Origin of the sequence: Clostridium sp. YIM B02551, assembly GCF_022324735.1 — a bacterium.
Taxonomy (GTDB): Bacteria; Bacillota; Clostridia; order Clostridiales; family Clostridiaceae; genus Clostridium_T; species Clostridium_T paridis.
In genome coordinates, this window is record NZ_JAKGTF010000003.1 from 104,877 (window position 1) to 128,724 (window position 23,848).

The 23,848-nt window shown below is 30.9% G+C and carries 22 protein-coding genes; 2 read left to right on the forward strand and 20 right to left on the reverse strand.

The features are described 5' to 3' along the window. Positions 1-117: 117 nt before the first annotated feature. On the forward strand, positions 118-1,002 hold the full coding sequence (locus tag L1S47_RS04730) for a hypothetical protein (RefSeq protein ID WP_238882337.1): 885 nt from the start codon (positions 118-120) through the stop codon (positions 1,000-1,002). A gap of 134 nt (positions 1,003-1,136) precedes the next feature. Here L1S47_RS04730 and L1S47_RS04735 read toward each other — a convergent pair whose 3' ends face one another. The 19 genes from L1S47_RS04735 to L1S47_RS04825 form a co-directional block, all read right to left on the reverse strand. Next, entirely contained in the window at positions 1,137-1,670 is a 534-nt protein-coding gene (locus tag L1S47_RS04735; RefSeq protein WP_238882338.1) for a hypothetical protein, read from the reverse strand. 109 nt (positions 1,671-1,779) lie between these two features. Beyond that, on the reverse strand, positions 1,780-2,037 hold the full coding sequence (locus L1S47_RS04740; RefSeq protein WP_238882339.1) for a hypothetical protein: 258 nt from the start codon (positions 2,035-2,037) through the stop codon (positions 1,780-1,782). Positions 2,038-2,089: 52 nt separating this feature from the next. Beyond that, a complete protein-coding gene (locus L1S47_RS04745; protein WP_202767745.1) occupies positions 2,090-2,308 on the reverse strand; it encodes a ground-like protein in 219 nt (72 codons plus the stop codon). 54 nt (positions 2,309-2,362) lie between these two features. Then, positions 2,363-2,770, reverse strand: a complete 408-nt coding sequence (locus L1S47_RS04750; protein WP_238882340.1) for a hypothetical protein — start codon at positions 2,768-2,770, stop codon at positions 2,363-2,365. A 187-nt stretch (positions 2,771-2,957) separates the two neighbouring features. Next, positions 2,958-3,560: a ribosome biogenesis GTP-binding protein YihA/YsxC gene (yihA, locus tag L1S47_RS04755; RefSeq protein ID WP_238882341.1), complete on the reverse strand. Its 603-nt coding sequence runs from the start codon at positions 3,558-3,560 to the stop codon at positions 2,958-2,960. 1 nt (position 3,561) lies between these two features. Beyond that, a complete protein-coding gene (gene lon, locus L1S47_RS04760; RefSeq protein ID WP_238882342.1) occupies positions 3,562-5,889 on the reverse strand; it encodes an endopeptidase La in 2,328 nt (775 codons plus the stop codon). Positions 5,890-6,067: 178 nt separating this feature from the next. Further along, a complete protein-coding gene (lonB, locus tag L1S47_RS04765) occupies positions 6,068-7,750 on the reverse strand; it encodes an ATP-dependent protease LonB (RefSeq protein WP_238882343.1) in 1,683 nt (560 codons plus the stop codon). Between the two features lie 182 nt (positions 7,751-7,932). Beyond that, positions 7,933-9,225, reverse strand: coding sequence for an ATP-dependent Clp protease ATP-binding subunit ClpX (clpX, locus tag L1S47_RS04770; protein ID WP_202767750.1), 1,293 nt, complete (start codon positions 9,223-9,225; stop codon positions 7,933-7,935). 27 nt (positions 9,226-9,252) lie between these two features. After that, entirely contained in the window at positions 9,253-9,852 is a 600-nt protein-coding gene (gene clpP, locus L1S47_RS04775) for an ATP-dependent Clp endopeptidase proteolytic subunit ClpP (RefSeq protein ID WP_238882344.1), read from the reverse strand. A 181-nt stretch (positions 9,853-10,033) separates the two neighbouring features. After that, entirely contained in the window at positions 10,034-11,323 is a 1,290-nt protein-coding gene (tig, locus tag L1S47_RS04780) for a trigger factor (RefSeq protein WP_238882345.1), read from the reverse strand. A 148-nt stretch (positions 11,324-11,471) separates the two neighbouring features. Then, the gene (locus tag L1S47_RS04785; protein WP_238882346.1) at positions 11,472-12,299 is read right to left on the reverse strand and encodes a hypothetical protein; all 828 of its coding nucleotides are present in this window, start codon (positions 12,297-12,299) and stop codon (positions 11,472-11,474) included. Between the two features lie 277 nt (positions 12,300-12,576). Next, positions 12,577-12,738 (reverse strand): hypothetical protein, encoded by a 162-nt coding sequence (locus L1S47_RS04790; RefSeq protein ID WP_238882347.1) that lies wholly within the window; start codon positions 12,736-12,738, stop codon positions 12,577-12,579. 432 nt (positions 12,739-13,170) lie between these two features. Further along, entirely contained in the window at positions 13,171-14,370 is a 1,200-nt protein-coding gene (locus tag L1S47_RS04795; protein ID WP_238882348.1) for a peptidoglycan DD-metalloendopeptidase family protein, read from the reverse strand. A 382-nt stretch (positions 14,371-14,752) separates the two neighbouring features. After that, on the reverse strand, positions 14,753-16,486 hold the full coding sequence (locus L1S47_RS04800) for an NADH-dependent [FeFe] hydrogenase, group A6 (protein WP_238882349.1): 1,734 nt from the start codon (positions 16,484-16,486) through the stop codon (positions 14,753-14,755). Positions 16,487-16,501: 15 nt separating this feature from the next. Beyond that, a complete protein-coding gene (locus tag L1S47_RS04805; protein ID WP_238882350.1) occupies positions 16,502-18,394 on the reverse strand; it encodes an NADH-quinone oxidoreductase subunit NuoF in 1,893 nt (630 codons plus the stop codon). A gap of 14 nt (positions 18,395-18,408) precedes the next feature. Further along, positions 18,409-18,891, reverse strand: coding sequence for an NAD(P)H-dependent oxidoreductase subunit E (locus L1S47_RS04810; RefSeq protein ID WP_202767758.1), 483 nt, complete (start codon positions 18,889-18,891; stop codon positions 18,409-18,411). A 197-nt stretch (positions 18,892-19,088) separates the two neighbouring features. Further along, positions 19,089-19,610: a peroxiredoxin gene (locus L1S47_RS04815; RefSeq protein WP_274226110.1), complete on the reverse strand. Its 522-nt coding sequence runs from the start codon at positions 19,608-19,610 to the stop codon at positions 19,089-19,091. Between the two features lie 156 nt (positions 19,611-19,766). Continuing rightward, positions 19,767-20,993 carry a hypothetical protein gene (locus tag L1S47_RS04820; protein ID WP_238882351.1) on the reverse strand — a complete coding sequence of 409 codons (1,227 nt, stop codon included), beginning with the start codon at positions 20,991-20,993 and terminating at the stop codon, positions 19,767-19,769. 15 nt (positions 20,994-21,008) lie between these two features. Beyond that, positions 21,009-21,332, reverse strand: coding sequence for a hypothetical protein (locus L1S47_RS04825; RefSeq protein ID WP_202767760.1), 324 nt, complete (start codon positions 21,330-21,332; stop codon positions 21,009-21,011). A 365-nt stretch (positions 21,333-21,697) separates the two neighbouring features. On the opposite strand from L1S47_RS04825, the gene L1S47_RS04830 reads away from it, so the two are divergent. Further along, a complete protein-coding gene (locus L1S47_RS04830; protein ID WP_238882352.1) occupies positions 21,698-22,462 on the forward strand; it encodes a histidinol-phosphatase HisJ family protein in 765 nt (254 codons plus the stop codon). A 56-nt stretch (positions 22,463-22,518) separates the two neighbouring features. Here L1S47_RS04830 and L1S47_RS04835 read toward each other — a convergent pair whose 3' ends face one another. Beyond that, a complete protein-coding gene (locus tag L1S47_RS04835) occupies positions 22,519-23,703 on the reverse strand; it encodes a DegT/DnrJ/EryC1/StrS aminotransferase family protein (protein WP_238882353.1) in 1,185 nt (394 codons plus the stop codon). Positions 23,704-23,848 lie beyond the last annotated feature (145 nt).

Genomic DNA, 23,848 nt, shown 5'->3' on the forward strand with positions numbered 1-23,848 from the left:
ACCATTTTTAATATATAAATAGTATAATCTTTCATTCCCCTCATATATTTTATAGAGGTGATATGCATGAAATTAAGGGTATTATTTATACATAAAAAACAAATATTTTTTTTATTAATGTTTTTAATCTTATGTTTTATTTCTGTTATACTTTTTAATCTATTTTCCCAAAAAGAATATGGAGACTCTTTATCAGTTTTTGCTAAAGAAGACTATGAAAAAGGCCTGAAAAAAGATTTGAATGGTGATGGAAAAGAAGATGTTATCAATATTACTACAAAAGATGATAAATATTACGTTGGTGCTACTTTAAATAATAAAAGTTATATGCTCTCCCCAGATACCAACCTTGCTTCTTTAGGAAAAGAATATCCTAATTGGGGAATTAGATTATTTATGAAGGACATTTCTAGGGATGGAATTCCTGAGATCTTCTTACAATCTTCTCAAGAAGATACCGCAATTTCTCATATATTTTCATGGACTGGACTTGAATTTAAGGATTATTTTTGTTCAACCAATAATGTTATGGGTATACTAAACTCACAAAACAATAAAACCCCAAAGTTTTTCTCTGGAAAAGTTGTAGATGGACTTTTAACCTTTGATAGTTATATGTTAATAGGTAACAACTTTAAGAATACTTCCTACGATCAGTACACAGTTCCTGGTAGACAATCCGTCACCGAACTAATTGATGCAATAGAAGCTGCTTCAGTTCCATATGAACTTCCAAGCTTTTTCTGTGATTCTACTACAGAAAGTGATGCTGCTCTCTTATGGAAGTTAGATAAAAATGTCTACAGCTATAAGTTTCAAGATGCATTTTTCTTGGATGATAAATGGGATAAGAATGGAGATATAACTTCTATTATATGGCAGATTAATTTTAAACGAACAAATAAGTCAACATCTAAAAATGACTCCATTATTATAAAGGCAAAGGTTATCCCCTCAAACAAAGATTATAAAGTATCTTCAGTAAGTTTATACGAAAAATAAAAGGCCGCTAATGCGGCCCAAAAAGGGGGATGGGGGGTTTGTTATAAAAAGCTATGCTCTTATAACAAGGAGAAATCTCTCCTTACATTTTTATTATTACCCTAAACAATAAGTTTATTCATTTTATTTAGTATTTAGTCATAAAATTTTCCTTTTTCATACATGTCTATTACCTTATCTAAAAACTTAGCTCTTTGAGTATCTACTATACTTCTTAGAGCTTTTAACATTTGCATATTTCTATCATCATTTGGGTTTTCTTTATAGGTATTATTTGCATTATTAAATAAATTATTAAACATTCCTGGATCCATTTGACCTCCAGGATTATTTCCATTCATTTGATTTCCAGTATTATTTCCCGTATTATTACCACTAAGCTGGCTTAGTAATGCTGCAAGTCCTGACATTTCTCCCATGTTATTCATATTAAATCCTTCTGTACCCATTCCACTTAAAATATTCATCATTTGTCCCATGTCAAAATTTCCATTTAATAGCCCCATTAACTGACTTGGGTCAAAGCCCATTGGTCCATTATTTCCAAAAGGAGCATTGTTTCCAAAAGGTGCGTTATTTCCGAAAGGTGTATTATTTCCATATGGGGCATTATTTCCAGCAGGAGAACCATTAATATTTTCTGATCTATTTCTATGTCTTTTTGACATTACCTTCCTCCCAAATATTACTATGTACTATGTATTTATGTTTAATGTTTAATGTTATATGTTATAAAAATATATTTTTTTGGAGGGCATTGCCCTCCAACTACCATACTTAGTAACCGAATCCGCCTCTTCCTCCGCAACCGCAGCCACAGAACCAGAACAATAATATTAATATAAATGCTCTGTCATTGCATAGAACGTTTGGTTTACAAAGTATAATTAATAATACTATTAGTGACCAAATATTGTTACAGCCTGCATTACCAACTCCTGCTCCATAAGGTGCTATTCCTTGACCATATGCTGGAGCTACAGCAGTATCATAGCAATATTCAAATTCATCACATTTATTATGATGTTTACTCATACACAACGCTCCTTTCGCTAAACTACTTCATATCTATAGTTATCTTAGAATATTAGCAGCAATTGTCTCTTCCGCATCCGCCACCAAATCCGCCAAATCCACGGTTTCCACAGCAGCAGAATAGTAAAATTATAATCCAAATCCATGAACAGTTTCCGCCGAATCCGCCGCAACCAAATCCGCCACCGAATCCACCTGGATATCCTCCTGGATAACCCATTCCTGGTCCTGGCATAAATCCATAATTAGGACAACAACATTTTTTACTCATTTATAATTCTCCTTTCAATTTTTAATTTATTATTGTTAAAGTTAATTGATAAAATTAGCATACATCGTCATCAACACGTCTGTCATCGCAGCAACCATTATTATTTCTACCACAACCACAAACTACGAAGATTAATAGAATTATCCACCACCATGAATTAAATCCACCGCAGCCATATCCGCCTGGTTGACCATAAGGTAGCATTCCATAACCACCTATATTGCCGCATTTATTTTTCTTACACTTAACAGTGCAATTGTAAAGACCTGGATCATATCCAAAGCCTGGATATCCTCCCATTCCTCCGCCGAAGCCACCATTGCCACCAAAGCCGCCACAGCCGCATAGTGCGAATAAGATGATTATCCATATCCAGCTACCACCGAAGAAACCATTGTTATTACAATTACCATCTCTTCTTTCTGCATTGGATAAGCCATTTATGATCTCATTAATATCCATGGAAATCCTCCTCTCATTTTTTTGTATTGTTTAAATTTTATAGTATATACTATTCTTCACGTAAAAAAATGATACAATTTATTGTAATAACATGAATTAAATGGTATACATACACATATCTATATATAATGAAAAAAGCTTGCAAGAGTTCCAACTCTTACAAGCTTTTTAATTATATTTATTCTATTTATTCTATTTCTTCTTTTTCCACTACATCTTTGAAAATAAAATCTATTACTTCTTCTCTCTTCTTTTTATTTAAAGAAGAAAAGAAAAATAATTTATTAGAATTTCCTAACTCTAAAGTATCTCTTATAACTTTTTCACTCTTTCTTAAGTCATTATTAGATAACTTATCACTTTTTGTTGCTACTATAACAAAATCATAGTTAAAATGCTTAATCCAATTTAACATATCTATATCATCTTTTGTAGGCTTATGTCTACAATCAACTAAAAGTACAACTCTTTTAAGTGGTTCTCTATGCATTAAGTAAGTTTCAATTGTTTTTCCCCAACTAGCTAGTTCTTTTTTGGAAACCTTGGCATAGCCATACCCAGGTAAATCTACCAAATAAAAATCCTTATTTATTAAAAAGAAATTTATAAGTCTTGTCTTTCCTGGCGTCCCACTTACCTTTGCCAAACCTCTTCTATTAGTCAAAGCATTAATAATTGATGACTTTCCAACATTTGATCTTCCAACAAAAGCAACCTCTACTCTCCCATCTACAGGATACTGCTCTCTTTTTACTGCAGAGATTATAAATTCTGATTGTTTTATATCCATATTATTCAACTCCAACTAAAGCATTTTCCAGAACTTCTTCTATTCTAGATGCAAATATAAATTTAATCTTATTTTTTACCGTCTTAGGGATTTTATCCAAATCTCTCTCATTTTGTTTTGGAACTATTACAGTATCTATTCCAGCTCTATATGCTGCAAGCGATTTTTCTTTTAAACCACCTATTGCTAAGACCTTACCTGTTAAAGTTATTTCCCCAGTCATTGCTACATTATGTTTTACTTTCTTATTTGCTAATGCACTTACTAGTGCAGTAATTAATGTCACCCCTGCTGATGGTCCATCTTTTGGAACAGCGCCTTCTGGTACATGTACATGTACATCACATTTCTTATAGAAATCATCATTAATACCATACTTTGCTGTATTTCCTCTAACATAAGAATATGCTGCTTTAGCCGATTCCTTCATAACATCTCCAAGCTGTCCGGTTAATTCAAGTTTACCTGAACCTTTCATAACCATGACTTCTACTGGAAGAGTATCCCCACCATAGGCAGTCCACGCCATACCGGTAACTACCCCAACTCTATCAGTTTTTTCTATTTTATCATAGATATATATTTTAGTTCCTAAGTACTTTTGAAGGTTGTTTGAAGTAATGGATATAGTCTTTTTATCTTTCTCCATCATCTCTCTTATAGCTCTTCTTATCACAGTACTTATTCTTCTTTCTAGGCTTCTAACTCCAGATTCTCTAGTATAGTACTCAATTATATCTTCTATTGTTCCATCGCTAATTTTAATAGAATCTTTTTTAACATTATGCTCTACTAATACTCTTGGAATTAGATATTTTTTTGCTATATTAAACTTTTCTTCGTAAGTATATCCTGATACTTCTATTACTTCCATTCTATCTAATAAAGGTCTTGGAATTGTTTCTAAAGAGTTTGCAGTAGTTATAAACATTACTTTAGATAAATCCATATCAAGTTCTAAGTAATTATCTCTAAAACTTGAATTTTGTGCTGAATCTAGTACCTCTAATAAAGCATCAGAAGGATCACCCTTAAAGTCACTATTTAACTTATCAATTTCATCTAATAAGAATAATGGATTATTAGATTTAGCATTTTTCATACCATAAACTATTCTTCCTGGAATTGCACCTACATAAGTTTTTCTATGTCCTCTAATTTCAGCTTCATCTCTAATGCCTCCAAGAGATATTCTAACAAAGTTTCTATTTAAGGCTCTCGCAACTGATTTTGCAATTGAGGACTTTCCTACTCCTGGTGGCCCAACTAAACATAATATAGGCCCTTTTAAACTTTGACTCATTTTTTTGACTGCTAAATATTCAATTATTCTTTCTTTCACATCTTTAAGTCCATAATGGTCTTCATCCAGAATATCCTTAGCCTTAACTAAATCTAAATTATCTTTAGTATACTTATTCCAAGGTAATCCTAATACCCAATCCAAATACGTCTTAATAACATTTCCTTCTTGAGAATAACTTGAGGAATTTTTAAGCCTTGTTAACTCATAACTTGCTTTTTCCTTAACCTCTTTAGGTAATTTAGCTTTTTTAATTAACTCTTCATATTTATTTATTTCTCTTTTTTCTTCTTCATCCTCGCCAAGTTCCTCTTGAATGATTTTCAGTTGTTCTCTTAAATAGTATTCTTTTTGTAATTTATCTATTTTCTTTTTAACTTTGAATCCTATTTTCTTTTCTAGCTTTAATACTTCAATTTCATTTTTTATGACTATTAGTAATTTTTCAATTCTTTCTTTCAAATCTATCGCTTCAAGGATTTCTTGTCTAACCTTTTGCTTTAACAATAAATAAGAAGCAACTATATCTGCAAATCTACCTGGTTCATCATCTTCTTCAAAGTCAAGAACCTCATCAGAAGATTTATTGTTAGATATATCTAAAAATTCTCCAAATTCATCTCTTAAGCTTCTTAATGCTGCAATAAATTCTGGATCATCCTTATACTTGTCATAATCATCTTCAATACTTAGTATTTCACCTTGTAAATATTCCTCTTTTTCTAAGTATTTTAATATCTTTCCTCTTTCTATTCCCTCAACTAAAACTCTAACTACATCACCTGGTAATTTAAGTAACTGTTTTACTATACATATAGTACCAACTTCATATATATCATTTTCACCTGGTTCCTCAATTTTTGCATCTTTTTGTGAAACTAGGAATATTTCTTGCTCTTTTAACATTGCCTCCTCTAAAGCTGCAATTGATTTTTCTCTACCAACATCAAAATGAATAACCATGTTTGGGAAAATTGTTATTCCCCTTAAGGGAATTAGAGGAAGAAGCTTCACATTCTCGCCCATTATATATTTCCTCCTTTAAGATTAATCTACTCTAGTTAAATAATTATACACATAAAGCAGGTACTTTTCAATAATTTTAACACTTCTTCCCTGATATTATCCTCAAAAGTAAAAGGATGTAAATAGAAATGATAAACTGTACAGTGTTATCCTCTCTATTTACACCAATAACTAAAAATCAGAACTTATTTTCTCCTTCTGCATATAAGACTTCTACTGATGTCTTATCATCAATTCCATTCATTTTATCACCTGTAAGTGCTACCTTTAATACCTCGTCAATCATCTCCACTGGAACAACCTGTATCCCCTCTATTTTTTTGAAACTCTCATTATAATTTTCCTTAGGTATTATAATAGTTTTAGCACCAGATTTCTTGCCAGCATTAATTTTTGCTATAACTCCCCCAATTGCTTTAATTTTACCTGTTAATGATACTTCCCCGGTCATAGCAACTTTGTTATCTATTGGAATGTTTTTTATTGCACTATATACTGCAGTTGCTATACTCACGCCAGCTGAAGGACCATCGACTATTGTACCTCCTGGGAAATTAACATGTATATTATACATAGATGAATCAATTGCGAAAATATTATCTAGTATACTTAAAACATTTTGTACGGAACAATATGCTGTACTCTTTCGCTTTATTTTCTTATTGTTACTACTTATTTCCTCTTCCTCTACTATTCCAGTTATTTTAATTTTACCATTATTCTTTGTTGTCTTTCTGGCAGTTGCCTCTATTTCTAAAATAGTTCCAAGATTAGCACCATATACTGCCAATCCATTTACTACCCCAATTTCTGGTCTATCTCCTATCTTCTTATCTGGTCTTGCATTATATTGGCCATTCTCTATTACCCAGTTTATATCTTCAACTAAGATTTCATCTCTATCTTCATTTATGGCTAATCCTGAACATAACTGAATAATATTTACTACTTCTCTACCATTTGTACAATATTTTGCAATTAAATCTAGTCCCTCTTCACTAATATGTAAATTTACTTTATTAACAGAATTCTTAGCTATTATTTTAATTTCATCCTCATCTAATGCTCTAAAGAATATTTCTACGCATCTTGACCTAATAGCTGGAACTATCTCTTCTGGACTTCTTGTAGTTGCACCTATCAATCTAAAATCTGCTGGTAATCCTTTATCAAAAACCTCTTTAATATAAACAGGCATGTTTGGATCTTCAGAACTATAATATGATGAGTCTAAAAATACTTTTCTATCCTCTAGTACTTTTAATAACTTATTTAATTCAATTGGATGTAATTCGCCAATTTCGTCTAAGAATAAAATTCCTCCATGAGCCTTTGTTACTGCTCCTGGTTTAGGTTGAGGTATACCTGCAACACCTAGTGAACCTGCACCTTGGTATATTGGGTCATGTACAGAACCAATTAGTGGATCTGCTATTCCTCTTTCATCAAACCTTATTGTAGTTGCATCGACTTCTATAAATTTTGCTTCTTTATTAAACGGAGTTTTCCCCATTTTAATAGCTTCTTCTAATACTAGTCTCGCTGCAGCAGTCTTACCTACTCCAGGCGGTCCATAAATTATTACATGTTGTGGATTAGGGCCACAAAGTGCTGCCTTTAGTGCTAAAATCCCTTTCTCTTGCCCTATGATTTCATCAAAATTGGTTGGTCTGCTTTTCTCAGTTAATGGTTCAGTTAACTGAATACTTCTCATCTTATCCAACTTTTCCATCTCTTTTTTGTTTTCTCTATCCACAACAACCTTATTTGTTTGACTTGTCTTTGTATTTGCTATCATATACATGAAAAGCATTAGTATTAATACTACCTGCAAAATAACCATAACAGTAATTGCTGACATAAATTACCCTCCCTTCTTAATATTGTTATTATCTCCTTCATTATGGTTTATTATTCCATATTATTTTCATATTTATTGTTAATTTTAGCAGCAAAAAATGAGCCAAGCAGAAATCTCATAAAAGATTATCTACTTGACTCATTCAAATTTTAAAGATTATATAATATAGTTAAAAAACTACATTAAGCTGTTTCTATATCCTTACTTTTCTTAACTCTCTTAGCTTTTGCTTCTTTCTTTTCAGACTCATCACCTAAGATAACAATTGGATCTTTTTTATCAGCGATTGACTCCTTTGTAATAACAACTTTTGCGATATCCTCTCGCGAAGGAATATCGTACATTATATTTGTCATTGTATCTTCAATGATAGCTCTTAACCCTCTAGCACCAGTACTTCTTTTAATAGCTTCTTGTGCAATTGCTTTAAGTGCTTCTTCTTCAAACTCTAATTCAACATCATCATATTCAAAAAGCTTTCTATATTGTTTAACCAAAGCATTCTTTGGCTCACTTAATATACTTATTAATGCCTTTTCATCTAATGACTCAAGTGTTACAACTATAGGAAGTCTTCCAACGAATTCTGGAATTAATCCAAATTTCAATAAATCCCCTGGCATAACATCCTTAAGTAGCTTACCTACATCTTTATCAGATTTTGATGAAATTTCAGCTCCAAATCCTATAGAGCTTCTTCTTGTTCTTTTCTCTATAAGTTTATCAATTCCATCAAATGCTCCTCCACATATAAATAAGATATTAGAGGTATTAATTTGTATAAATTCTTGATGCGGATGCTTTCTACCCCCTTGAGGAGGAACAGAAGCAGTAGTGCCTTCAAGAATTTTTAATAAAGCTTGCTGAACTCCTTCACCAGATACATCTCTAGTTATAGAAGGATTCTCAGACTTTCTTGCAATTTTATCTATTTCATCGATGTAGATAATTCCTTTTTCAGCTCTTTCAATATCATAGTCAGCATTTTGAATTAGCTTTAGAAGTATATTTTCAACATCTTCACCTACATAACCAGCTTCAGTTAATGTAGTTGCATCTGCAATTGCAAATGGCACATTTAAAAATTTAGCAAGAGTTTGAGCTAATAATGTTTTACCTGAACCTGTCGGTCCTAAAAGAAGAATATTACTCTTCTGAAGTTCTACATCACTATCCTTATCCTTTGCGTTTATTCTTTTATAATGATTATATACTGCAACTGAAAGAGATTTTTTTGCACTATCTTGACCAATTACATATTGATCTAGATGGTTTTTAATCTCTACTGGCTTTGGTAATTCAGTAGCAGTAAAAGGAACTGGTTCGTCAAATTCATCTGCAATAATTTCAGAACATAGTTCTATACATTCATCACATATATATACTCCAGGTCCTGCTATTAGCCTTTTTACCTGTTCTTGATTTTTACCACAAAAAGAACATTTTAATTGCTTCTTGTCTTCAAATTTTGCCATCCAATACACCTCACTGCGGCAGTTAAATTATTTATCTTTAACTACTTCATTTTTTCTAATTACCTTATCGATTAAACCATAATCACAAGCTTCTGGAGCAGTCATAAAGTAGTCTCTTTCCACATCATGTTTGATTTTATCTAAAGACTTACCAGTGTTCTCGCTTAGTATTTCATTTAAAGTATCTTTTATCTTTAAGATTCTTTTTGCATGAATATCTATATCAGTTGCTTGCCCTTGGAATCCTCCTAAAGGTTGGTGAATCATTATCTCACTGTTTGGTAGAGCAAATCTCTTTCCTTTTGCTCCTGAAGATAGTAAGAATGCACCCATTGATGCTGCCATTCCTATACAAATAGTACTTACATCTGGTTTAATGTACTGCATAGTATCATAAATAGCCATTCCAGCTGTAATTGATCCTCCTGGACTATTTATATATAAATAAATATCTTTATCAGGATCTTCACTTTCTAAGAATAGTAGTTGTGATACTATTAAATTTGATGTAGTATCATTAACCTCACCACTAAGCATTATTATTCTATCTTTTAATAATCTAGAGAATATATCGTAACTTCTTTCTCCTCTACTTGTTTGTTCAATAACATATGGCACTAAACTCATTTTAATCCCTCTCTTTCTTTGTTCAATCACCTTTTATTAATATATCCAATTTTTAAGAAAAGTAATTATATTTATATATATATAATTAAATTATATATAACTTTTCCTCATTTGTTAATTAGTTATGTGAAAATAATTGCCAGAAAAAAACTTCTGGCAATTTCATCTTACTATTATTTTATTATTTTACTTTAACATTTTCAACTAATAATTTAACAGTTTTCTCAATTACTGCATCATGTTTTAAAGCTGAAACTTGAGATTTTAAAATTAAGTCTGCCATTTTTTCAGCATCTCCAGCAGAATACATTTTAGCAACTTCCATAGCTTTCTCTTTTAATTCTTCTTCAGTAGCGTCTATAGCTTCTTTCTTTGACACTGCTTCTAATACTAAATCAGTTTTAACTTTCTTAGTTGCTGTTTCTTTCATATAGTCTTTCATTGATTCTTCAGTATTACCTGTGAATTGATAGTATTGTTCTAAAGTTAATCCTTGATATTGTAATCTTTGTTCTAAATCTTTAATCATAGATTCTAATTCCTTAGTAATCATTACTTCTGGAATTTCTACTTTAGCATTATCAACCACTTTATTTATTACAGCTTCTTCAAATTCTTTCTTTTCTCTTTCAGCATTTGCTTCTGTTATGTTCTTTCTAACATCATCTTTAACTTCAGCAATTGTATCGAATTCTGAAACTTCTTTTGCAAATTCATCATCTAATTCTGGTAATTCTTTTACTTTAATTTCTTTAATAGTTACTTCGAATTTTGCAGGCTTTCCATTTAAATCTTCTTTTCCGTAGTTTTCTGGGAATGAAACATTAACATCCTTGCTTTCTCCAGCTGATAAGCCTACTAATTGATCTTCGAAATCTCCAATGAATGTTCCTGAACCTATTTCTAATGAATAGTCTTTTCCTTCTCCGCCTTCAAAAGCAACTCCGTCTATGTATCCTTTAAAGTCAATAACTGCTATATTTCCTTTTTCAACAGTTCCTTCTGCTTTAGTTTCTACTCTTGCATTCTTTTCTTGCATAGAAGATAATCTCTTATCAACTTCTTCTTCTAATACTGGGTAAGAAACTTTTTCAACTTCTACACCTTTGTATTCTCCAAGTTCAACTTCTGGATATACAGTTACTTTTGCAGTATAAACTAAATCTTTTCCTTCACCAACTTCAACAACATTTATTTCTGGAAAATCAACTGGTGAAATTTCATTATTTTTTAATGCTTCTGGATATGATTCATCCATAGCAATATTTATTGCATCTTCAAGTAATGCTTCTACTCCATAGTATTTTTTTACTATTTGCATTGGTACCTTTCCTTTTCTGAATCCAGGTACATTGAATTTCTTTTGATTCTTTTTAAACGCTTTATTTAAAGCTTCGTTGAACTTAGCAGCCTCAACTCTTATTTCAAGCTCAACAACATTAGTTTCTATTTTTTCCATTTTAACTTCCATTACTTTTCCTCCTGATTTTCTCGCCTTTAGAAAATAGTTATTTTAACTAGGTTATTATATCATAGATACTTTAAAATTATCAAATATTTTAGAAAAACTTTCTAAAATTAAATATTTAATCATTTTTTACTATATTATTTCTTATTTACTATTGTGGTGTTACATTTCCATCTGGCATTAACAGTGATGTATTATTATCAATAGCTACTTGGATTCCACCATCTTTTAAATTGCCAAGTGAAATATTTTTACCTTTTAGATTCCAAACAGCTTTATGCTCTCCAGTCCCTAAATCAATTATCCAAACGTAAGTATCCAATTCGCCAGTTCCGAAATAGGGAAGTTGACTCAAGTATGCAATATGTGAATCATCTATAAATCTAGCATCTTTGCACCATACATATCCACTGTAGGTTGATAACATTTTATCTTTTGGAAATGACTCACCTTTACTAGTTACATATTCTGGCTTTGTTATTACAGTTTCCTTACCATCTGTATTATAAGTTTTAATATCTTGTGTTAGATTATCCATAACAAGTATCAACTTTGATGATGGGTTAATTTCAGCATTTCCGGCATTTGATGAACCTGAAACAAATTTATATACTCTATTGCTTCCATCCCCCTCATATATAGCTTTTAATACTTCTCCATTTGAAAGTTTAATATCCATTGATTTTTCTTGAACAGCTTCTTCTTTTTTAGTATCAGCCGGCTGATTTGCTTCAGCTGAATTACTTTCCTGCTTTGTTGTATCTTCCTTAGTAGAATTCTTATCTGCTTCTTTATTCTTATCTTTAGCAAATATTGAAGTTATGCTATTTTTTGCGTAGGATAAAAATTTAATTGCCTTAGTGTTAAAAATAACACCTACTGACACTAATAATATTATAATTATTGAAAAGATAATTGTATTTCTTCTTCTCTTCATTTTTCTTTCATATTCTCTACTAAAAATACTTGGCTTTCCCAAAGTTATTCCCTCCTAGCTGTTACTCCTAACATGTATATTATACCTTATAGATATAGAAATACTAAATATTTTTCTATTTATATATATTGCATTAAAGAATTTACATACCACTTCAACTCTTAGGCGTTTCAACTAAGACTTATACCATGAGATGTAATATGATTTTCCATTATATTAATTAATTTCACTTGGCATTCATATCAAAATATTCCTAAGTTTGAATTAATTTGGAAATGATAATTTACAATTTATCATCCCTATCTATATATATTGTAATCTATCTCTTTTTACTTTTGCAACAACCACCTGAAGAACAACCACAAGAAGCAGATAATCCAAGTTCCTTCATTTCTTCTAAAGTTAGACTTACAACATTTTCAGTCATCTCTTCATAATCCGGAGTATCCTTAAGCAGAGATTTTCTTTCAATATTTATCATATTTCCTCCTAAAATTTCAAAAATTTTTTAACTTTATACTTTAAATTCATTACCTTTCTTTAAATATTTTACCCTAATTTCATATAAATTCATATTTTTTTATTGAAATTGTTGATTTTAATGAAAAAGTTAGTATAATTAAAATTGTAATTATAATTAAACACTTGTTAATGGATATTATACTAACCCTAAAGATACATATCTACAATTGTTTAATAACCCACACCAATCTAATGATTTACATTAGAATTTATTAAACCCCACACAGTTCATTTATTCCCTTTCTTAAATGAACTTAGCTTTCCTGTGCATTAGTTTGTACAGGAATATTTTTTTACTCATTTAAAGAATTTATAACATTTTAAAGTTTTAAATAATCTTATATTTTTTATAAACAAACCCCAAAATGCTTGTCCATTTTGGGGTTTATTATTATAAGCTCAAATAATTTGCTGGATTAACAGGTACGCCATTTATTCTAATTTCAAAATGAAGATGAGGTCCTGAACTAAGTCCAGTACTTCCCACATATGCTATAACTTGTCCTTGTTTTACTTGTTGCCCTACAGATACTATGTAATTTCTTGTATGTCCATACATGGTTTGTTGACTATTTCCATGATTTATTACTACCATATTCCCATAAATAGAATTCGTCTCTGCTGCAACAACCGTACCATCCTTTGCTGCTACTATAGGAGTTCCTAATGATGCCCCTAAGTCAACCCCCGTATGATTACTTGGTTTTCCAGTTACAGGATGTATTCTAGGTCCAAAGGGACATGTAACAGGTCCAGAAGTAGGTCTAACAAACCCTTGTGAGTTGCTTGAACCCACATTTCCAGTATTGCCTTTGTTCAAATTTGCAATAGCATTATCTAATTGCTTTTGAATATCCTGCTCCCTTGATGCTAGTTCATTATACATCTTTTGTTTTTGATCCTTTAAATTTTGTAATGAACTTTTGTCTGCTTCTAACTTATTCTTTTCATCTACATATACCTTTTGAGCATCAACAACCTCTTGCTGCTTTGTAACCACCTGTTTTTTTTGATCATCTAGAACAGATTGTTTTTCCTCTAAATCAGCCTGCTCTGATGCAAGAGTTTTTTTAGCCTTGTCCACTTCTTCGATAGTATTTTTATCTGTTTCTATTATCTTGCTTACAGCCATGAATTTTGAAATAAAGTCTCCTACATTTCGGCTTTGAAGTAAAACTAAAAATAATTCACCCTCATAATTACTTTTGTACATGTTCCTAAGTCTGCTAGCCAAAAGCTTTTCTTTTTCTTCCTTTTCTTTTGTCTTTTTTTCTATATCTTGTTTCTTAGCATCAATATCCTTCTGAACTTTAGTTAAGTTACCTTGAATAGAATTGATTTGTGATTGTAAGTCATCTATTTTACCTTGATACGAGTTTACACTTTGTTCAGTTTGACTCAATTCAGAATTTTTCGCATCAATTTGATCCTTAACACCTTCTAAATCCTGAGATGCCTTATTCTTATCATTTGTTATAGCATCTTTTTGTTGCTGCAATGAGTTAACAGTCTCAGCATGTACATAATTTACAGGGATTATAGCTACTCCTAGAATTAAACTAATACTTAATGCTACTATTTTCTTTGCCATTCTTTACCCCCCAAACATTTCACTCTCCATATATTATAACAAAAAGATTTATATTTTTCACATTATTCGATAAATTTTAATTAAATTTAATATTTTATACGATTTTTTGTCTAATTAAATCATTTATAGATTTATTCTTTCCTTTTTATCAGGGTATATTGTAGCAAGTATCAATGTTGTTAATCATTTCTTAATATACTTATAATACATTCTTAATGTAATTACCTTATACTATCTGTAGCACCCTAGGTGCAATTTCCATACTTTTTAATTATCACATACATTTTATAGAGGTTCTACTTATATGTAGGCCTCTCTTTTTTCTTTTAAAAAAAGAAAATTCTCTGATATTAAATTCAGAGAATTTTCTATTAACATTTATTTATCTACTAATATAATGTGTATGCAATAATTCGTGGGCCTTTTCACTATTAGGTTTGATCAAATAGTTCTTATATACTTTCTTTATCATTGGGTTCTCATGAGATTTTCTTATTTTTTTGTCCACGTCTTCACTATATAAAACCTCAGCTCTCTTTCTTAAGATATCTCTATTTCCCCTTATGAAAGGCTGCCCCCCTCCATCAATGCAACCAAATGGACACGCCATAACTTCGATCATTGAGTATTCATTGGTTCCATCTTTGATTGATTCCATAAGCTTTCTTGCATTTCCTAAACTACTTGCTACTGCTACCTTTAATTCCAAATCCCCAATTTTAACTTTGGCGTTCTTTATACCCATAAATCCTCTAACAGCTTTAAACTCTATATTTTCTAAAGTTTCTCCTGTTACCCATTCATGTGCAGTTCTTAATGCCGCCTCCATTACTCCACCAGTATTACCAAAAATAACTCCGGCACCACTTGATTCACCTAATGGATTATCAAAGTCTTCATCTTCAAATTCTTTCAAATCTAATCCAGCACTCTTTATCATACTGCTCAATTCTCTAGTAGTTATTACTATATCTACATCTCTAATTCCATTAACTTCTAGTTCTTCTCTGCTGGCCTCAAACTTTTTAGCTGTGCAAGGCATAACAGATACTACTATCATATTTTTAGGATCAATACCTATTTTTTCAGCTAAGTAACTCTTTGCAATGGCTCCGAACATCTGTTGAGGAGATTTACAACTTGATGGTAAGTTTAAAAATTCTCCATAATTATGTTCTAGGAACTTAATCCAACCTGGGCAGCAGCTAGTTAATAATGGTAAGTTTTTGTTTTCTTTTATTCTATTAATTAACTCAGTAGCCTCTTCCATAATAGTTAAATCTGCAGCAAAATCAGTATCATATACTTTTTTAAATCCTAAAGCTTTAAGTGCTGATACCATTTTACCAGTTACATTTGTTCCTGGCTTAAATCCAAATTGTTCTCCTAATGAAGTTCTAATAGCAGGTGCGGTTTGAACTATTACATACTTATCTTCATCATCTAGAGCATCCCATACTCTGTCTTCATCGTTTGCCTCTCTTAATGCGCCAGTTGGACATACAGCAACACACTGACCACAATTAGTGCAATTTGTATCTGCTAATGGTTCTAAGAAGGCAGTGGACATAATTGTGTCAAAGCCTCTTGAAACAGGACTTAATACATTCACAGTTTGAATATTGTTACATACACTCACACATCTTCTACATAATATACATTTATCAACGTCTCTTGTTATAGCAACTGAGGAGTAATCCGTTGGAACTCTATTCATTTCTCCTTCATATCTAATATCTCTTATATTTAAATCAGAGGCTATTTTCTGAAGTTCACATTTCAAGTTCTTTTGACACTTTAAGCAGTCTTGAGGGTGATCTGATAATAGTAACTCAACTATAGTTTTTCTTGCATTTGCCACCTTTTGAGTATTAGTTTTAACAGACATATAAGGTGACACTGGTGTAGAACATGCTGCGGCTAAGTTTTTCCTTCCATCAACCTCTACAACACAAACTCTACAGGATGAAGTACAACTTACATGTTCTCCATCTTGAAGCCTCAAATGGCAAAGTGTTGGTATTTCAATATTTAATTTTCTTGCAGCTTCTAAAATAGTAGCTCCCGGCTGTACCTCAACAACTTTTCCGTTTATAGTTAATTGAACTAATTCCATATCTCTCATCTCCCTCTAAACCAAGTCAATGGCTTTTACTGGACACCCTTCAAAACAAGTTCCACATTTAATACATTTATCTTCATCTATGAAATGTACTTCCTTCAATTTTCCTGATATACATTTCACTGGACATAACCTGCTACACTTTGTACAACCTATGCATTTATCAGTTATCTTATACCTAACAAGCTTTTTACATTTTCCTGCAGGACATCTCTTTTCATTAACATGAGCATCATACTCATCCATAAAATATGTCATAGTGCTCAATACTGGATTTGGTGCAGTTTGCCCAAGCCCACAAAGAGAAGTATCTTTTATTATTTTTGAAAGATCTTTAAGCTTTTTCAAATCATCTTTAGTTCCTTTTCCTTCTACTATTTTATTTAGCATCTCTAAAAGTCTTTTATTTCCTACTCTGCAAGGAGTACATTTTCCACAGGATTCATCAACAATAAATTCTAGATAGAATTTAGCAATGTCAACCATACAGTTATCTTCATCCATTACTATCATTCCACCAGATCCCATCATAGAGCCTATTGCATTTAATGATTCATAATCTATAGGCAGATTTAATAAAACAGATGGAATACATCCTCCCGATGGCCCTCCTGTTTGAACTGCTTTAAATTCCTTATTATTCTTTATTCCTCCCCCTATTTCGTAGATAATTTCTTCTAGGGTTATTCCCATTGGAACTTCCACAAGCCCTACATTATTGATTTTTCCTGCTAAAGCAAATACTTTAGTTCCTTTTGATGTATTAGTTCCTATTGAACTAAACCAAGCAGCTCCATTGTTAATAATTGCAGGAACATTAGCAAATGTTTCAACATTATTAACTGAAGTAGGCTTCTCAAAGAGTCCTTTTTCAGCTGGGAAAGGTGGTTTAGTAGTAGGTTCTCCCCTTGACCCTTCTATTGAATGCATCAATGCAGTTTCTTCTCCACAAACAAAAGCTCCTGCTCCATATCTTATATCTATATCAAAACTAAAATCACTACCTAGTATATTTTCTCCTATTAATCCAAGCTCCTTTGCCTGCTTTATTGCTATCATAAGTCTATGAACCGCTAATGGATATTCAGCTCTAATATAGATAAAACCCTTGCAAGCACCTATTGCATAACCAGCTATAGCCATAGCTTCAATTATGTTATTGGGGTCTCCTTCTAATATAGATCTATCCATAAAAGCACCTGGATCCCCTTCATCTGCATTACAAATTATATATTTTATCTCGTCCTTAGATGCCCTTGCAAAACTCCACTTCTTTCCTGTAGGGAAACCTCCACCACCTCTTCCTCTTAGTCCAGAATCAGTGATTTCCTTAATTACATCCTCAGGAGTCATCTCTGTGAGTACTTTACCCAGTGCTAAATAACCTTTTGCTGCTATATATTCATTGATATTTTCTGGATTTATTACTCCACAATTTCTTAGTGCTATTCTTTTTTGCTTTTTATAAAAACTCATTTCATCTTGTCTTTTAACTTTTTGTTTTAAAGTTGGCTCTTCATATAATAATCTCTCTACAACATTACCATTTATGATATGTTCTCTGACTAATTCCTCTGCATCCTCTGGTGTTACATGAACGTAAAATGTATTGTCTGGCATAAACTTAACTATAGGTCCTTTTTCACAAAATCCAAAGCACCCTGTCATTTCTACATTTACCTTATTAGAAAGATTGTTTTTTTCAACCTCTTCCTTAATATTTTTAATTATTTCATCTGCTCTTGCAGATTTGCAACCAGTTCCTCCACACACCAATATATCAATTTCATGTTCACTTTTGTGCTTTTCAATATTGTTTTCATCGGAGGTTCTTAAACTTAAAAGCTTTTTACATTCTTCATGGAATAGCTTTAATTCCGTATATGATTTTACCTTATCCATCATATATCCTCCACCTATTCAACATATTCTTGAATTAATCTATCAACGTCTTTTCTATTAAAATGTCCATATACTTTTCCATTTACTGAGACTACTGGAGCTAACCCACAAGCACCTACACACCTTAATGTATCTATGGTAAATTTACCATCTGCTGTAGTTTCACCTTCATGGATTCCTAACTTCTTTTCAAATTCCTCTAATACCTCGCCTGCTCCTCTTACAAAGCATGCAGTTCCAGTGCAAACATTTATTACATATTTACCCTTTGCAGTTGTTGAGAAGAATGAATAAAAAGTAACAACTCCATATACCTTTGAATATGGTAAGTTTAGTTTTTCAGCTACAAACATCTGCACTTCTTTTGGTAAATACCCAAAAATCTCTTGAGCCTTGTGTAAGATAGCGATTAATTGTGATTTACTAGAGCCTTGCAATTTAATAAATTCGTCAAGTTCATTATATTTTTTTTCTGATAATTCATTTGAACAGCACATATACTCACTCCTTCCATAACTATATATTTGACATCTACCAAATAATTCCTGCTAATTTTTTCACAATTATTTGAATTTTCAAACTTTTTCACTTTACATTTTATTTTGAACCTTCTCTATATAGAATAAACTTTTAAAAAATAAAAAAAAGAAAAGGCATTTTTTATAAATACCTTTTCTTTCAAAACATTTTATTATTATAATGTATCTTGTCCTTCTTCCCAATTAATTGGGCAAAGTCCATTAGTTTTAAGTGCTTTCAGCACTCTAATAGCTTCCTTAGTATTTCTTCCTACATTCTTATTATGATAAAGTGCATATTGTACAATCCCTTCTGGATCTATTATAAATAGCCCTCTTAAAGCTACTCCTTCTTCTTCAATAAGTACACCTAAATCTCTAGATAGGCTCTTAGTGATATCAGATGCTATTGGGAAATTAATTTTTCCAAGACTACTTTCTATCCATGCTTTATGTGAGTGAACACTATCGACGCTAACTCCTAAAATCTCTGCATCTTCTGACTTAAATTCTTCTATAGCTTGTGAGAATCCAGTAATCTCTGTAGGACATACAAAAGTAAAATCTAATGGATAGAAAAATAATACTAACCATTTTCCTTTATAATCCTCTTTGCTTACGCTAATAAAATCACTTCCATCACCTTTAACTGCTTCAAGCTTGAAATCAGGTAACTCTCTGCCTACTAATCTTTCCATAATAATACCTCCTATAACTGTAAAATTGTCTAACACAATTAAAGCACATATTATTAGTTTTGTTAAACAGCAAAATCCCTGATTATAGCAATATATCTTCCTATAGATTCTATATGCTCCATAATAATACTTATTGATAATTATTATTAATTAATATTATATATCGTTTATGCTCTTTATTATCCACTTATTATCTTTATATTCACATGTAGTCATGAAAGTCTTTTCTTTCTTCTCTTTATTTATTGATATTCCAATAAAATCTTTACCTGTACTGTATTCTATTTTCACTTTTACGTTTCCAGAGTAGACTTTACCATCAAAGTTAAAGGAATCCTTCTCTATTTCGCAATCAATCTTATCCATTCTATATATATTTTTTAATAAAAAGTATTTCTTCATTAAATCTGAATATAATAAAAACTTCTGATCTTCTGAAACATTTTCTATAAGATTGCTATCTTCTTTATTTAATGCATTAATAACACTTTCATAAAAGCTAGTTACATTCTTAGTTATATCTTGTTCAGACTTATCATTTATCATCTGAATCTTTGGTGTTATCTCTGGAAATTTCCCAACTTCAATTTCTTCACTTTGAATTTCTCCCCAAGGGAATATATATTTAAAATACAATTTATTTTTCTCATCAATTGGGAAAAAGCTATAATTTTTAATATCCTTAACTGTTTTATTAATATCTTTATTATTAATATAAACTTCTCCTTCTTGATATGGCGAATTTATTATTGTTATTGCATTACCTTGAAGTTCAAAATCTACTGATTCATCCTTGAATAATGATATTTCCTTGCTACCTTTAGCTTTTCCATAATCATCTCCAGCTATAGCATTAATCGTATATATTCCTGGGAGCTTATCTTTAATAATTAATGATTCATCACTTTTTGTATTACCAACTTCTTTGCTATCTATATCTATTTCTGATGGATAATTTGTGCTTATCTTAATTTGAAATCCTTCTGACTCCAAATAATATCCTTGAAAAATTAATTTTTTCTTATTCTTCAATGTAATTCCCAAAGCTTTTCCATTATCCTTAATATTCTTGATAAATGCATCCCCATTCTTTTCTCTTGATAAATAATCTAACAGTGGCTTTACTTCTTCGCTTGTGACCTTCTTACCATTTACCGTTATTAATGAGGAAAATTTTTTTACATCATTGTTAGTAATAGATTTTTCCAAGGAATTAAGAAAGTACTTTTCTGTACTTCTGCTATACTGAGCTACATAAATAAGTGATATTAAAATTATCACTATAACTGGAACTATCACCTTATAATATTTTTTAAAAACTACTATGCCTATGTCTTTTACATGTAGGATATAATTTTTAAAGTTTATTAAATACTTCCTCATTTTACTCTCCCTAACTTACTCCAAAATATCTATCATCCATTTTTCACACTCAACACATTTATATATTCTTATTACAAATAACTCCAAATTTTCAGGTTCAGAGTCTAATTCTTCAGTTAATAGGAATTCATCTTCTTCGTTAATGAATCCTTTTATTTCTGCAAAATAATTCTCTTTTGTTTGGAAACAACAGTCATTATTATCTACACAACTTATTTTTTCTAAACTAAGCGCCTCTTGGAATTCCTGTATTATTGGTATTATATCCACATATTCTGAATAATCATCCTGAAACTCCTCTTTATAAAATTTTACTCCATCAATTTCAAATAACAACATTTCTACACTGCCTTTCTTTTCTGATTTATTATCTATAATACCACAAATTTCATTAATCTTTATACATTCTTAAGCTTTTTTTAACTAAGCTTTAAGGTTTTTGTAACCTTTTTATAAGGTATGCAATGTATAATATGTATATAAGATTTAATTTTCCCTATAATTTAATGGAGTTCTGAGTCCCCTCTCAGAACTCAAAGAAGCTCCTTTTAGGGGCTTTTTTTATTGTATATAATTATATAACTAGTATGATATAATCTAAATATATGGTTTTAAGTTCAACTAATAACTTATTTATGTATGAATAAATTAAGTTTCCTATAAAAACCCTATAACACAATAACTTAAGAATTAGGAGGAAAATAATGATTTTTGATAACCATATGCACACTATATTTTCTAGCGATTCTAAAATGAAAATTGAAGAAGTGATAGAAGAAAGTAAAAATAAAAATCTTGCTGTTACTCTTACTGAACATATTGATTTAGATTTTCCTGATCCTGCTCTATTTAGGTGCGATGTACCTAAATATATTAAAACCTATGAGCCCTATAGATCAGAAACACTTAAACTAGGAATTGAGATAGGACTTAATTCTTCATTTGTTAGTGATTATAACAACATAATTAATTCAAATCCCTTTGATTACGTTATTGGCTCGGTTCATATGGTAAATGGTAAAGACATTTATGTAGATTTTTATAATCCTGAAAAAAGCAAAGATGAACTTTATATAGAATATTTAGTCGCTATGGAGAAGCTTGTTGACTCATTTGATTGCTTTGATGCACTTGGTCATATCGATTATGCGTGCCGCTATGCTCCTTATGAAGATAAAGAAATCCATATAGAATTGTATGGTGAATATATTGATAATGTTTTAAAAAAGCTACTATCTAAAGATAAATTATTAGAACTAAATACAAGAATGTTACATGAAAAAGAAAGATATATATCTTTATATAAAATTTTTAAAAGATATAACGATTTAGGCGGTAAATATGTAACCTTAGGTTCTGATGCTCACGAAAAGTCAGCAATTGGTGTTAATTTTAAAGAAGCTAATGAGCTAATTACATCTATTGGACTTAAGGCTGTTCACTTTAGTGAACGTAAATTAGAATATTAACGAAAAGACATCCTTAAGAACTATTAATTCCTTTAAGGATGTCTTTTTTATGCAATTTATTTTATTTCATTTACTATTTTTACAACTTCTTTTGCAATATAATCAGCATCTTCTAATTTTAATGTTGAATATACAGGAAGTGTTATTTGATTTTCATATTGAGCATATGCATTTGGATAATCCTTAATATCTAATCCTAAGTTTTTATAAAGAGTTAGCATTGGAAGTGGTTTATAGTGTACATTGGTTCCAATACCTAATTCAGCTAATCTATGAATTAATAGATTTCTCTTAGTCTCATCAAATCCTTTTATTCTTAAGGTGTATAAATGATATGAAGATTCTGTCCCCTCATCATTCTTACTTGGCGGTAAGATTGCCCATTCATAATCTTTTAGTATATTAGAGTAGGTATTAAATATATCAGCTCTTTTTCTTAGCATATCTTCATATCGAGTAAGCTGAACAAGACCAATAGCTGCACTCATGTCTGTCATGTTACATTTAAATCCATCAGTTACAATATCATATTCCCATGCGCCTAGCTTTGTTTTAGATAGAGCATCTTTTGTTTGTCCATGAAGGGATGCTGTCTTAAATTCTTTAAACAAATCTTCTTTTCCATAAAAATTATTATTATTAAAAGTAAGTGCTCCTCCCTCTGCAGTAGTCAAGTTCTTAACTGCATGGAACGAAAAGCTGTGGAAATCACATTGTCCTCCAACCCTCTCACCTTTATATTTTGCTCCAAAGGAATGGGCTGAGTCACATAAAATTACTATATCTTCTCTCTTTTTAGCTTTTAATATTTCTTTTATTGCATCATAATCGCATGGGAAACCGCCTAAATCCACTGGCATTATTACCTTAGTATTAGGGGTTATAGCAGCTTCTAATTTATTTAAATCCATAAAAAATGAATCTTTTTCAACATCAACTAAAGTTGGAGTAATTCCTCTATGAACGGCAACACTTGAAGTAGCTGTATATGTATATGGTGTTGAGATAATTTCATCTCCTGCTTTTATATCAAGAATCTTTAAAACTAATTCCATTGCTGCAGTAGCTGAATTTAGGGCAACTGCCTTATTTACTGATAAATATTTTTGTATCTCTTCTTCAAACTTCACAAGTTTTGGGCCTGATGTGATCCAACCTGATCTTAAAACTTCTGCAACAGCCTCAATTTCGGCTTCTGTTATATCTGGCGGCGAAAATGGTATACTTTTTCTGTTATCCATCTTGTTATTCTCCTTTAATTCTAGATCTAAATTTAATTTACTAAACAAATCCATTTTATATCAATTCGATTAATTTGTCATTTATGTATTTAATTAAAATATGCTAATTTCCACTATTTTAGCTAATATCATTAGGTTTAATTTG

What these genes read in the sequence shown, in the direction of transcription:
- L1S47_RS04730 (WP_238882337.1), top strand. Translation starts at nt 118, where the DNA reads ATGTTTTTAATCTTATGTTTTATTTCTGTTATACTTTTTAATCTATTT.
- L1S47_RS04735 (WP_238882338.1), bottom strand. Translation starts at nt 1,670, where the DNA reads ATGTCAAAAAGACATAGAAATAGATCAGAAAATATTAATGGTTCTCCT.
- L1S47_RS04740 (WP_238882339.1), bottom strand. Translation starts at nt 2,037, where the DNA reads ATGAGTAAACATCATAATAAATGTGATGAATTTGAATATTGCTATGAT.
- L1S47_RS04745 (WP_202767745.1), bottom strand. Translation starts at nt 2,308, where the DNA reads ATGAGTAAAAAATGTTGTTGTCCTAATTATGGATTTATGCCAGGACCA.
- L1S47_RS04750 (WP_238882340.1), bottom strand. Translation starts at nt 2,770, where the DNA reads ATGGATATTAATGAGATCATAAATGGCTTATCCAATGCAGAAAGAAGA.
- yihA (WP_238882341.1), bottom strand. Translation starts at nt 3,560, where the DNA reads ATGGATATAAAACAATCAGAATTTATAATCTCTGCAGTAAAAAGAGAG.
- lon (WP_238882342.1), bottom strand. Translation starts at nt 5,889, where the DNA reads ATGGGCGAGAATGTGAAGCTTCTTCCTCTAATTCCCTTAAGGGGAATA.
- lonB (WP_238882343.1), bottom strand. Translation starts at nt 7,750, where the DNA reads ATGTCAGCAATTACTGTTATGGTTATTTTGCAGGTAGTATTAATACTA.
- clpX (WP_202767750.1), bottom strand. Translation starts at nt 9,225, where the DNA reads ATGGCAAAATTTGAAGACAAGAAGCAATTAAAATGTTCTTTTTGTGGT.
- clpP (WP_238882344.1), bottom strand. Translation starts at nt 9,852, where the DNA reads ATGAGTTTAGTGCCATATGTTATTGAACAAACAAGTAGAGGAGAAAGA.
- tig (WP_238882345.1), bottom strand. Translation starts at nt 11,323, where the DNA reads ATGGAAGTTAAAATGGAAAAAATAGAAACTAATGTTGTTGAGCTTGAA.
- L1S47_RS04790 (WP_238882347.1), bottom strand. Translation starts at nt 12,738, where the DNA reads ATGATAAATATTGAAAGAAAATCTCTGCTTAAGGATACTCCGGATTAT.
- L1S47_RS04795 (WP_238882348.1), bottom strand. Translation starts at nt 14,370, where the DNA reads ATGGCAAAGAAAATAGTAGCATTAAGTATTAGTTTAATTCTAGGAGTA.
- L1S47_RS04800 (WP_238882349.1), bottom strand. Translation starts at nt 16,486, where the DNA reads ATGGAATTAGTTCAATTAACTATAAACGGAAAAGTTGTTGAGGTACAG.
- L1S47_RS04805 (WP_238882350.1), bottom strand. Translation starts at nt 18,394, where the DNA reads ATGGATAAGGTAAAATCATATACGGAATTAAAGCTATTCCATGAAGAA.
- L1S47_RS04810 (WP_202767758.1), bottom strand. Translation starts at nt 18,891, where the DNA reads ATGTGCTGTTCAAATGAATTATCAGAAAAAAAATATAATGAACTTGAC.
- L1S47_RS04815 (WP_274226110.1), bottom strand. Translation starts at nt 19,610, where the DNA reads ATGGAAAGATTAGTAGGCAGAGAGTTACCTGATTTCAAGCTTGAAGCA.
- L1S47_RS04820 (WP_238882351.1), bottom strand. Translation starts at nt 20,993, where the DNA reads ATGAGGAAGTATTTAATAAACTTTAAAAATTATATCCTACATGTAAAA.
- L1S47_RS04825 (WP_202767760.1), bottom strand. Translation starts at nt 21,332, where the DNA reads ATGTTGTTATTTGAAATTGATGGAGTAAAATTTTATAAAGAGGAGTTT.
- L1S47_RS04830 (WP_238882352.1), top strand. Translation starts at nt 21,698, where the DNA reads ATGATTTTTGATAACCATATGCACACTATATTTTCTAGCGATTCTAAA.
- L1S47_RS04835 (WP_238882353.1), bottom strand. Translation starts at nt 23,703, where the DNA reads ATGGATAACAGAAAAAGTATACCATTTTCGCCGCCAGATATAACAGAA.